The 12,466-nt window shown below is 34.2% G+C and carries 7 protein-coding genes; 2 read left to right on the top strand and 5 right to left on the bottom strand.

The window, feature by feature from the left end; translation table 11 throughout:
* Positions 1-72 precede the first annotated feature (72 nt).
* The 3 genes from lgt to Dongsha4_RS02990 all read right to left on the bottom strand — a co-directional run bounded on the left by lgt (position 73) and on the right by Dongsha4_RS02990 (position 6,308).
* The gene (lgt, locus tag Dongsha4_RS03000) at positions 73-921 is read right to left on the bottom strand and encodes a prolipoprotein diacylglyceryl transferase (protein ID WP_330204282.1); all 849 of its coding nucleotides are present in this window, start codon (positions 919-921) and stop codon (positions 73-75) included.
* A gap of 353 nt (positions 922-1,274) precedes the next feature.
* Positions 1,275-4,550, bottom strand: a complete 3,276-nt coding sequence (locus Dongsha4_RS02995; RefSeq protein ID WP_330204281.1) for an efflux RND transporter permease subunit — start codon at positions 4,548-4,550, stop codon at positions 1,275-1,277.
* Positions 4,551-4,772: 222 nt separating this feature from the next.
* Complete coding sequence (locus Dongsha4_RS02990; protein ID WP_330204280.1) at positions 4,773-6,308, bottom strand: hypothetical protein; 1,536 nt, start codon at positions 6,306-6,308, stop codon at positions 4,773-4,775.
* A gap of 257 nt (positions 6,309-6,565) precedes the next feature.
* Between Dongsha4_RS02990 and Dongsha4_RS02985 the strand changes: the two genes are divergently transcribed.
* Positions 6,566-7,879 (top strand): dihydroorotase, encoded by a 1,314-nt coding sequence (locus Dongsha4_RS02985; protein ID WP_015220751.1) that lies wholly within the window; start codon positions 6,566-6,568, stop codon positions 7,877-7,879.
* A 328-nt stretch (positions 7,880-8,207) separates the two neighbouring features.
* Entirely contained in the window at positions 8,208-10,703 is a 2,496-nt protein-coding gene (locus Dongsha4_RS02980) for an alpha/beta hydrolase (RefSeq protein WP_330204279.1), read from the top strand.
* Positions 10,704-10,769: 66 nt separating this feature from the next.
* On the opposite strand, the gene Dongsha4_RS02975 is transcribed toward Dongsha4_RS02980, so the two are convergent.
* Both Dongsha4_RS02975 and gshA read right to left on the bottom strand, forming a co-directional pair.
* Positions 10,770-11,111 (bottom strand): hypothetical protein, encoded by a 342-nt coding sequence (locus Dongsha4_RS02975; protein ID WP_330204278.1) that lies wholly within the window; start codon positions 11,109-11,111, stop codon positions 10,770-10,772.
* A 138-nt stretch (positions 11,112-11,249) separates the two neighbouring features.
* On the bottom strand, positions 11,250-12,404 hold the full coding sequence (gene gshA / locus Dongsha4_RS02970; RefSeq protein WP_330204277.1) for a glutamate--cysteine ligase: 1,155 nt from the start codon (positions 12,402-12,404) through the stop codon (positions 11,250-11,252).
* Between the last annotated feature and the right edge of the window lie 62 nt (positions 12,405-12,466).

The following is a 12,466-nucleotide window of genomic DNA, read 5'->3' as shown; positions in this document are numbered from 1 at the left end:
CAAGGGGCAAAGGTAAATAGTTTTGATAATTAATAACTTCTAACTCCGAACTCCTAACTCCGAACTCCGAACTCAAATTTCAGTAGGTTTATAGACATCTGGTAAAGATTTTTTGAGCCCATATAACCAAATTAATCCAAAAATACCAAATGCGATCGCACCTAAACTAACTAATTGGGCAACCCTTAAATAACCAAACATAAGACTATCAGTCCGAAAACCTTCAATCCATACCCTACCACAACTATAAGCAATTAAATAAACAAAGGAAATAGTACCAACTTTTAATTTATTGCTATGTTTAATTCCCCAGAAAAATAGGGATATTAATAAGATAAAAACTAATATATTCCAGATGGATTCATATAAAAAAGTAGGGTGAAAATAATCAAAATTAAGATACTGTAAAGGACGATTATTGGGTGGAATATATAACTTCCATGGCAAATCGGTAGGAGTGCCAAAAGCCTCGGAATTAAAGAAATTTCCCCAACGTCCAATAGCCTGTCCTAAAATTAAAGAAGGAGCAATAATATCCGTCAATTGCCAAAAAGATTGTTGATTAATCTTCGCAAAAATTAAACCTGCGAGCGCACCTCCAATTATTGCCCCATGAATAGCGATTCCCCCTTGCCAAATAGCAATAATATCTTGGGGATGTTGAGCATAATTTTGCCATTCAAATAAAACATAGTAAATTCTCGCCGCAGGGATTGCTCCGATAACTAACCAGACTACTAAATCTGCGATAAGTTCAGGATCAACCCGACGATATGTGGCTAATTTTTGAGAGAGTATAACGCCAATTAAAACAGCAGAGGCAATCAAAAAACCGTACCAACGTAGGGAAATAGGGCCTAACTCAAATAAGATAGGTCCGGGAGATTGAAATTCTAACAAAAATAAAGAGTCAATTAGCATTTGAAAATTTTAGAATTAATAGTTAAAAAACTTATTACTTACAACTTAACCTGTAGTTGATATATGATTTTTTGTTCATGGCAGAGGATTTGGGAAAAAGCAATTGAAAATTAGCAATATAAGACAAGGGGCAAGAAAAAGGCAAAACCAAAACCCTCCTTTGTCACCCCTAAATAGGGAGAGGGCAAGAAGCAAAGGTAAATAGTTGATAATTAATAGCTTATAACTCTTAACACCATACTCCTAACTCATTACTTGTTTCTCCCTAACACCCCAAAACCCTAAGCCCCCACTTCCCCAATACCCCAACCCCCCTTAACCTACCCGATATTCTTAAATCGAACTGAGGTTAATTAATCATCACCTCCTCCCACTCCTGACTCCCGACTTTTATTGCCTAATTCCTGACTTTTGCCAGTACCATTTTGCTCATTTCCTCCTGACGGATTACGAGGCTCTTTTTCCCCCAACAACACGTATTTTTCAAAATTCTTGATTACAATGTAGAGATTGGGTACAAGTAACAGACTCAACACCGTAGAGATAATCATCCCTCCAAATACTGCTGTACCTAAAGACCAACGACTCATACTACCAGCACCACTAGCTACTAACAAAGGTAAAAAGCCGAAAACCGTTGCTAAAGCAGTCATTAAAATAGGGCGAAAACGCTCTTCTGCCGCATAAATCGCCGCTTTAGTTATATTCATTCCTAAGTCACGGGCTTGGTTGGCAAATTCCACAATCAAAATGGCGTTTTTACTTGCCATCCCAATCAACATTACTAACCCCACCTGTACATAAATATTATTATCAAGAATAGGAAAGATGCTTTGTGGACCTTGAAGAAAAGTTGCTCGTAGCCAAATTGCACCTAACGCCCCCAAGATTGCTAAAGGTACAGTTAGCATAATAATTGTAGGATCAATATAGCTCTCATACTGGGCGGCTAAAACGAGGAATACCATCACAAAACCTAAACCAAAAACAATGGGAGCGGCACCTCCTGCGGTTTTCTCCTCGGCGGCGGTGTTTGTCCATTCAAAACCAAAACCGGGTTGTAAGGCTTGTGCTGTAACTCTCTCCATGACTGCAATTACTTGCCCTGAACTATATCCTTGGGCTGGAGACACATTGACTTTGATGGCAGGATAAACATTATAGTTTGTAATTAGAGGAGGAGCAGTGTTTGGTTTAATGCTTAAAAGGTTGTCAAGTCTCACCATATCCCCAGCAATATTGCGAACATAAAGACGTTCAATATCATCGGGATTTTTTCTCGCATCGACATCGGCTTGGGCAAAAACTTGATACAGTCGCCCGTCTAAGACATATTGGTTGACGTAATTTCCTCCCAAATAAATTTGCAAAGTACGCATTATATCGTCAATTCTGACCCCTTGAGCCTTGGCTTTTTCTCTGTCAATTTCTGCTTCAAAAATGGGACTATCGAAGGTAAAGGTAGTAAATGCCATACCAATTTCTGGTTGCTTGTTGGCTTCTGCGATAACTTTTTGGGTATTATCAATTAAAGCATCCATTCCTCTTAAGCCTCTGTCTTGAACATAAAGTTCTAAACCGCTAAAGTTACTTAGACCGTCCACAGGGGGGGCATTGACGGCAAAAGCCTGACCATCAGTAATTTTTTGTCTTAATATTCCATTTAAACGTCTAACAACTCCGAAAACAGAACTTTCTGCTCCTTGACGCTCATCCCAAGGATGAAGTTTGACAAAGAAAATAGCAGAGTTACTGGTTAAACCATCAAAGGAAAAGCCTGTTAGTCCCATTGCGTGTTCTACTTCTTTGAAGGTTATTACCTCGTCCATTACTTGTTGAGTAACTTTAGATGTTTGATTGAGAGATGAACCGGGGGGGGTTGAAATAATGACAAAACAGTAGCCTTGATCTTCTTCGGGGATAAACCCTTGAGGTAGAGTTTGATACATCCATCCTGTTAACACTAAACCACTGATAAAGATAATCATAATCAGGGTTTTGATTTTTGTTAAAAACTCGATAAGTTTGGCATAAGCGCTTTTAGTGGCTTCAAAACCAATGTTAAAAGCATCAAAAAGTAATCCGAGGGGTTTTTTAGTTTTATAAGGTGGTTTGAGGATTACCGCCGACATGGTGGGAGAAAAAGACAGAGCGTTGAAGGTAGAAAATGCGATCGCAAAGGCAATAGTTAGGGCAAATTGCTTGTAAACGATACCTGTAGTGCCGGGAAAGAAGGAAACGGGGATAAATACGGCTAATAACACCACAGACGTGGCAATTACTGCTCCTGATAATTCTTCCATCGCATCAAGAGAGGCTTGGAGGGGGCGCATCCCCTGAGCTAATTTATTCGATACCGCTTCTACTACCACAATTCCGTCATCTACTACTAATCCTGTTGCTAATACACAGGCGAAAAGTGTTAACTGATTAAGAGTAAAGCCCATTCCTTGTAAGGCAATCATTGCTCCAATCAAGGCTACGGGAATAGCAACGGAGGGAATAATCGTGGTACGCCAATCTTGTAAAAATATGAAAATGATTAAAACTACAAGTGCGATCGCCTGTAAAAGAGTAATAAACAAGTCTCTTAAAGCGGCATCAATAAACAGAGTATTGTCTAAAACCACTACATCTTTATATCCGGGGGGAAAGGATTCTCTTAACTCCGCCATTTTGGCTTTAACAGCATTGGCCGTATCCACCGCATTTGTGCCTGGTAACTGATAAACAATTAATGCAATGGTGGGAGTATCTCCGTCAAGAGTAGCTAAAGTGAGATAGTTTTGAGCTCCTAATTCTGTTCTACCAATGTCTTTAACTCTAATTAAAGTACCATCATTTCCCACTTGTACTACTATGTTGGCGGCTTCTTCTGGAGTGATAAAACGTCCCTGTACTTTGAGGGGAATTTCAAACATTTGTATGCTATTATTTGGACGGGTGCCGATACCGCCAGTACCGATGTCAAAATTCTGTTCTTGAATGGCAGAAACCACGTCCATTGCTGTTAAGTTACGGGCGGCTAATTTGTCAGGATCAAGCCAAAATCGCATAGAATAGGTGGAAGAACCTAACGCATTTAAACTTCCTACCCCCGGAATACGTCTTATTTCATTCCAAATATAACGATCCATGTAGTTAAATAAAAATACTGGATCATACAGATAATTACCTTGGGAGTCTTTTTCTGAATAAAAACTATAGGCAAGGGTAACACTGGGAGATTGTTTTTCTGTGGTAATACCGTTTTGATTAACTACTGCGGGAAGACTGGATTGGGCTTGGGCAACCCTATTTTGTACTAATACTTGAGCAATATTAGTATCCATTTCCACAGGGAAACTAACGTTAATGGTTGCTTGTCCTGTATTTCCTGTATTAGAGTTAATCCAACGGACATTTTCAGTACCGTTAATTTCTCTTTCTAGTACAGTGGTTACGTTATCTACGGCAGTTTTTGCGTCCGCACCTACATAGTTTGCACTTACGCTAATTTGTTTTGGGGCAATTTGTGGTAACTTATCTAGGGGTAGCAATGCCATACAGATAGTACCCACTAAGATAATAATTACAGAACAAACCGTTGTTAAAACAGGGCGTTTAATAAACGGGGTTGAAAGAGACATAGTTAGTTGCTAAATTTCCTTTTTGAATTATGAATTGCTCAAAAATAAGGAGCGATCGCATCTTTAAAATTAAGAATATTTATTATTCCACTAAGTTTATCCCAAATTTCACAATTATTCTCTTCAAATATCTTTACATGAATTTTATTAAGGCATTACATTATTTCTTGGCTATTTTGTCTTTACAATTTCTTATCCACTATTAAAAAATAATCAAATATTTTAATTGTTAAACGATCTCAACGCTCTAGTTTCATCTAGTAAAGCCTCTATGTCTTGATCGGAAAGATTTTGAATATAGTTAACTTTTATTTCTTCTAATAAAGCCACTAATAACTGTTCAATTTTATTAATATCATATTTAGCATTAGGTCGATCCGTTAGAGTATTGCCAAATTTAGCAATTATTTTTTCTAAATATTTATCGAAAATGGGATCTTCTTTGATGAAACTATTAATAGTCTCTAAGAAAACATGATAAATTCTATTAGCTAAACGTTGACTGAGATTTTGAGACACCTTGTTAAAATTAGGCAAATTTTTTATATTTGGATAAATAGGCGAATCAATAATTGTTTTTTCGATAGTGTAAGCTAATAAAATTTCTACTTCATTTCTGATTTCAGGTAATAATTCTTTCACCACTAAATCAATAACCAATTTAGTAATTTCAGCAATCTCATTAATATCATTCAAATCCACATATTCCCTAACTTTTCCTTGGGGAATTAACATTTTTTCTATTTGTCCTTTTTTTATATCACTCTGTATTTGATTAACAATTCTCAAAATAACAACTTCTGTTATATCCCCCGCAATTCCCGCAACAAAACCTTGACTTGCTTGTTTTTTTATCCTTTTAGAATCCAGTAATTTTGCTTCATCTAAACGAATGGTAACCGGAATAATTCTTAACCATCTATACTTTGGTAAAAAGAAAATTAAGTCATACCAACGCCAAAAAATAGCATCTTTAAAATTCACTCCATGATAACGAAAACTAATTCCTAAACAACGAATAATAAAGTCAGTAAAAATAATAACTATAAAAGGAAAATCAATTAAGCCAAAATAATCAATAAATTCTCCATTTTCCCCTATAGGACGATAATAATTAGTTTTAATTAATGGTTTTATTTCTTCATTAAAAAAATTTAATTCTTTGGGAAATTGTTTCTCTAAATGTTGAGTACTCCAGAAGGAATCAAACGCAAGTTTTGCAGAGTCTTCAGGATTATCAATATATTTATTCATATGATCTCGCATCTGGTTTTTTATAACTTCTAACGTTCCACTTTTATTAGCGACAGCAAAGGGGTTTTGCTCAATCATATCTTGACTATATTCTCTCAATTTTGCCAAAATTTCTTCTGTTTCAGAACTATTTAAACCATATTGATTAATACTATCTTCTAATAAACTAACTTCCTTTAAATATGTTTGAGTATCTCTATTGGGTTCAATACCTTTTATCACATCATATTGAGTAATTTTTTGACTCCATTTCTGAGGTAAAACAGTTAAAGGTAAACCTTCATATTCATAAGGACCTATTTTAAATTTTCCTAGAGTAATTTTGCCATTTAACCATATATCTCTTAGGGGAATATAAGTTATATCAAAAGCAACAACTAATAAATTTAGTGCGGAAATAATTGCCATTATTCGACTAATAAAGATACGATCTAAGTACCATTCACATAACCATGACACTATTGCTGGTTTTTTATAAGGCTTATCTACTTTTTTATTGTTCATAGAAATTAATTGATATTGATTTATGGGTTTAATTTATAATCTTTTATATTTTTATAAAACTTAACATAATCTTGGTCAGAATGTAAAATATTTTGCTTCTCAGTGGTTGTATTAAAAGATATTTTAGATTAAAATAACAATTAAGAGATAATATAAAATTGCCTTGAAAAAATAGAATTAAGCATTAATAAAAGAAGTGATTTTTTCTATATATTTTTTTGTTGTCTCAATTAATTTAGTAAGAAATAAACACTATTATGACCTCTGATTTATTAATCAAACAAGCAGAAATAGTTTTACCTGAAGGGGAACTTCTTTTAGGAGATGTTTTAGTTCAACAAGGGAAAATCGCAGAAATCGGTACTGCTCTACATAGTGAATCTGCCAGAATTATTGATGGAAAAGGACTAACTTTATTACCAGGAGTAATTGATCCTCAAGTCCATTTCCGTGAACCCGGTTTAGAGCATAAAGAAGACCTATTTACGGCTAGTTGTGCTTGTGCTAAGGGGGGGGTAACGTCGTTTTTGGAAATGCCCAATACAAAGCCTTTAACCACGACTCAAGCGGCTTTAGATGATAAACTCAACCGTGCCAAAGAGAAATGTTTAGTTAATTATGGTTTTTTCATGGGGGCAACGGCGGACAATTTAGATGATTTACGGGAAGCGAGTCCTGCTTGTGGTATAAAAATATTTATGGGGTCACAACATGGTGCGTTGTTGGTAAGTACAGAGGAAGAAATTGAACCTATTTTTGCAAAAGGCGATCGCATCATTGCTGTTCATGCGGAAGATCAAGCCCGTATAATGGAGAGAAGAAAAGAATTTGCGGGTATTAGCGATCCTGCCATTCATTCTCAGATACAAGACGAAGAAGCGGCTTTAAATGCCACAAAATTGGCAGTAAAACTGGCGAATAAATATCAAAGAAGATTACACATTCTTCATTTAAGCACGGGCATTGAGGCAGAATATTTACGCACCCATAAAACTCCTTGGATTAGTACCGAAGTTACCCCCCAACATCTCTTACTAAATACCGAAGCCTATGAAAAAATAGGGACTTTAGCACAAATGAACCCCCCACTGCGATCGCCTCAAAATAATGAAATATTATGGAAAGCATTACTAGATGGTGTAATTGATTGTATCGCAACAGATCACGCCCCCCATACCTTGGAAGAAAAAGCAAAACCCTATCCCCATAGCCCATCAGGAATGCCCGGAGTAGAAACCTCTTTAGTCTTAATGTTAACAGAAGCAAAAAAAGGGAGATGTAGTGTTGAGCAAGTAGTGAAGTGGATGTGTACTAACCCCGCGAAATTATACAAAATTCCCAATAAAGGAGAAATAAAAATTGGCTATGATGCAGATTTAATCTTAGTTGACTTAAATAATTATCGCCCTGTTTTAAAAGAAAATTTATCAACTAAATGTGGTTGGAGTCCATTTGAAGGATGGGAATTAACAGGATGGCCTGTTTACACCATTGTTAATGGCAATATTGCCCTTGATAACGGTCAATTATGCACCGATGTCAGAGGAAAAGCTCTTACTTTTGAATCTTAAATAACCTTAGTTTGATGACTAGAATATTTAGTTGAGTTGAGATGTTGAGGAGAGGGTGGTGAGAGGGGAAGAGGAGTTAGGAGTTATTAATTATCAACTATTTACCTTTGCCCCTTGCCCTTTTAACTTTGCCCTTTAGAAACCTATTCACTAATTAATAAATTTGATTTCGTTATAACTCGCCAATAAAAAGCAGAAGCCACCCCTCCCTCGATCGCTACGGGTCAAGAGAAAGGTGACTATTTAGCTTTAACTACATTATAACAATTTTATTATTTTATGACAAGTATTTTTATATTTTTTACAATAAAATTTATGTTTAATAGCCATGAAATTATTTACAAAAATTAAACAATATCAGCAAAAAGTTTTCCTGATTAGTATTTTAATTAGTTTATTTACTTGTCTATTTTCAAAATCTGCTGAAAGTGCAGAAAAAATTAATTTTGTTTATGGTTCACTATCTTTTTCTGTAGCTGTAGAATCCTTAGAAACTTTTGCTAAAACAGGAGAATTAAACGAAGATTTAGAGCCTTATGCTTCTCAATTAGATCAAAAAACTCTCTTTGAGGTTAGACTATTTTTAAATAAGTCTTTTCAATTTCCTCAAGCAAGTTTATATAGAATAAGTCGTACCTCCTTAGCCCAAGACTTAATCAAACAATTAGGAAAAGTAATTTCTTCTCATAGCCAAAGAAACGGTTTTTACGCCATAAGAGGTGCAATTTTAACTACAGCAGGAAATCAAGAATCTTGGAATTTAATTGATGTTTTAAAGACCTTTCCCACTCAGGAAGTTTACGTTAATTTAGAGTTATTAGCACAATTAAAAGATGAAATATTTGCTTATCAAAGTTACGGTGATGCGGTAACTAAAGCCATTGATAATGTGGCAGAAAAAAATAGTCACAATGCCTCCATGTCTCAACTGGAGAATTTACCTGATTTAGCAAAAAAAGGTCAATATAATGTCATTAAAAAAACTGTTATTCTTGAAAGAAATCAAGTAAGAATGACAAAAGAAGGCTTTGTTTCTCAATATAATTTCCCTGTGGATTTTTATTTACCTGATGACGCTACCCAGACTTTTCCTCTAGTTTTAATATCTCATGGTTTTGGTTCTGTCAGAGAAAATTTTACCTCTCTTGCTCAACATTTAGCTTCCTATGGTTTTATTGTTGCTATACCTCAACATATTGGTAGTGATTTACAATATCGTCAAGAATTATTAAAAGGGACATTAAGTAGCGCATTAAGTCCGATGGAATATTTAGCTCGTCCTGCTGACTTAAGTTATATTATTGATTACTTAGAATCTTTTCAGGGAGATAATAGTTTATGGCAAAAAAGGGCTAATCTTTCCCAGATAGGAGTTATAGGAGATTCACTAGGAGGAACAACCGCACTACAAATTGCTGGTGCTCCGTTGAATATAAATCGTTTACAAACAGAATGTAGTTCAGACAGAGTAATTATAAACATCGCCCTTATTCTCCAGTGTCAAGCGAGTTATTTACCTCCTGCCCAATATCAAGTCGCTGATTCTCGTGTTAAAGCAGTAATTGCGACTCATCCTCTGGTAAGTAGTATTTTTGCTTCAGAAGGGTTGGGTAAAATCAAAATTCCAACGATGATTACTGCCGGAAGTCAAGATATAATTACTCCTTTTGTAATTGAGCAAATACACCCTTTTTTATGGTTAAAAAATATACCTAAATATTTAATTTTTTTCCAACCCGGTACTCATTTTAGTTCAACACAGCCCTCTCCCGAATTTACTTTAGATAGTTTACCAGAGTTTTTATTAGGAAAAAATAGAGATATAAGCAGTGAATATTTTCGAGGTATCGTTATTGCTTTTTTAGAAGTTTATTTAAAAAATAATCAGGATTATTTAGTTTATTTAAGTTCAGATTATGGCAAATTTAGAGAAAATAATTCTTTACAGGTAAAACAAATTAATCAATTAAGTGTCAATAATTTGAAAGATGCTTATGGAGGAGATTTACCTTTTGCCATAGAAACACCTTTAGCCATTACTCCTAGTTGGGAAAATCAAAATTTATCAATTCTTGAAGAGATAAAAAAAACAGGAGTTTTAAAAATTGCTTATCCTCAAAATAATGAGCCTTTGGGATATATAAATCAAGATGGTGAATGGAGTGGTTTTTGTTCTTTTTTAGGACATAATTTAGCTGATTATTTAGAATCAAATTTTGATTTTGACTTTGAAATAAAATTGGTGTTTATTCCTTCTGATTCAGAGAATCTCTTTAATTTAATTACTACGAATCAAGTTCATCTTGAATGTGGTCAAATAATTTCTAATAATATAGATAAAATAGTATTTTCTATTCCTTTTATGGTAACAGGAAATCAATTTTTATTACCCCAGAAGGATGCTCAAAATTTTAATCTTAGCAAGTTAAATAGTTTACATATTGGCAGTATATATAATATAGCTAATGAAACGTTTTTGGATGAAAACTATCCTCAAGCATCAAAGGTTTACTACCGCAGTTTTGAAAATGTATTAACTGATTTGGAAAATAATAAAATTGATGTTTTTTTTGGAAATAGCTTACTATTAAATAGTAAAATTAATGAGATCAGTAATCAAAATGAATATGAAATAAATCCCAAATTTATCCTAAATTGTGATTATTATGGTTTATCATTACCTAGTTTTGATTCTCAATGGGTTGATGTTACTAATGGCTTTTTAACAAACAATACTTTATCTCAAAGTTATTTCAATCAAGAAGCTAATAGTCTTTTATTAGAGCAGTTAAATTACTGTTTAAATTTTCAAAAAGACCCTTGATTTTTCTCGAATAATATATATAAATTAAGAATTGCGTTTAAGTTTTTAATAAAATCCAACAATACATCAGCAAATTTCTTTTATAAATAATCTTAGTTTTTCTCTCGCTAATATTAACTTCTCATCATCAAATTCAAAATCACTTAAATTAACTAAAAATTCAATATATTCCGTATCTAAAACCATTCTAAAATCTTTTATATTCCATAATAAATCTGAGGTAAACCGTAGATCGTAAATATCATTTTTATCTGTTAAATAATCAGTTTTTTCTGTAATTTTATCCACCAAAATAATTGGGCGAACCCAACATAAATCACGAGATGCGATTGCATCTATTACTTCACAATATAAAGACTTATTTTGATAATCTAACGCTACTATTTGACTAGGAATAAAAACAGACACTTTACCAATAGATAAATATCCTAATTTTTTAGAAAAATTATAAAAACAATTATAGACTTTTTTGACTGCTATTTGACATTTTTGCCTCTTGCCCTTAATCTATCATAACCATTGTAGAAGAGTCATAATTCATATGATTTATGCCACCAAAATAGGCTCACAAAGTTTGTCTTCTAATTCCTTTTCCTCTTGATACACAGATGCGATCGCATCTTCTATAATTGTAGAAATAGAAATACCTTGTTCATATTTTTTTAGCCATTGTTGAGCCTGATTACCTTCTCGAATTAGACGATTAACGGGAGTTAAAAAACAAGCAAAACCTAAATCCTTAGCAGTAGGATATAACTGGGCAACTAAACTTTCTAACCAATCACGGGCAACTATTTCCCTACCATCTTGCCAATGATACAAAGTCGCATCTAAACTGTTTTTACTCACCGCCTGTTCATTGTGACGGACTATTTTTAATAATTCTGTCTCCAAATCTCCTTGACTAATGGTACTCTGTTGTAGAGGATCTAAAGTACTATCTGCTAAAATCTGAAAAATTCTCGCCTCTAAAATTGCCGTAATGGCTAATAAATGAATAGGATTTAACACTAAATCACAAATTCTCAACTCTAACCGATTCAGACTATAAGGGCGATTATCTCCATTGGGACGCACAGAACACCACAAGTGCCTTACGTTTTGCATCGTTCCCAAAACCAACTGTTTTTCAACCCACTCAACAAAATGACTATGATTACGAAATAAAGGCACATCTATGGGGGTATGAGGGAATAAATGCCAACGGGTAGAATGATACCCCGTTACTTGATTATCTAAAAAGGGAGAGGATGCACTCAATGCTAACAACAAAGGTGCTTCCATACGAATTAGACGATATGCTTGAATTAATTTTTCTGTGTCTTCAATACCGATATTAATGTGAATACTAGCGGTGACAATATTGGTATGGTAAGTATTTTCAATATAGTCATGATAATGATTTTGAGGATCAGAGCGGTAAAAACGGCTACTATCACCTAAAGATAAAGTGCTACCGGGTACAATGGTATAATTCCCTAAAGATTTGAGATATTGACGTAAATCTTTACGAGGGCGTAACAAAGCACATAAGAGGCGATCGTAATTACACAAAGGAGCGGTAGTATATTCTACATTACGACTATCAGGCTCACGCACAAAACCCTTTAAATCTTGAACAATTTGGCTAGAAAGTCCGATTATTTCACCTTTAGGAGTACCAGTATAAACTTCAACTTCAAATCCTTTGGATAACAGCACATTTTTTCCTCTATCATGACTCTATCTATTCTATTATCAAGGATAATAATTGTCTTGACAAG

The organism is Cyanobacterium sp. Dongsha4 (assembly GCF_036345015.1).
Lineage (GTDB): Bacteria > Cyanobacteriota > Cyanobacteriia > Cyanobacteriales > Cyanobacteriaceae > PCC-10605.
This window is presented reverse-complemented; position numbering and strand designations above follow the sequence as displayed.

What these genes read in the sequence shown, in the direction of transcription:
- lgt (WP_330204282.1), bottom strand. Translation starts at nt 921, where the DNA reads ATGCTAATTGACTCTTTATTTTTGTTAGAATTTCAATCTCCCGGACCT.
- Dongsha4_RS02995 (WP_330204281.1), bottom strand. Translation starts at nt 4,550, where the DNA reads ATGTCTCTTTCAACCCCGTTTATTAAACGCCCTGTTTTAACAACGGTT.
- Dongsha4_RS02990 (WP_330204280.1), bottom strand. Translation starts at nt 6,308, where the DNA reads ATGAACAATAAAAAAGTAGATAAGCCTTATAAAAAACCAGCAATAGTG.
- Dongsha4_RS02985 (WP_015220751.1), top strand. Translation starts at nt 6,566, where the DNA reads ATGACCTCTGATTTATTAATCAAACAAGCAGAAATAGTTTTACCTGAA.
- Dongsha4_RS02980 (WP_330204279.1), top strand. Translation starts at nt 8,208, where the DNA reads ATGAAATTATTTACAAAAATTAAACAATATCAGCAAAAAGTTTTCCTG.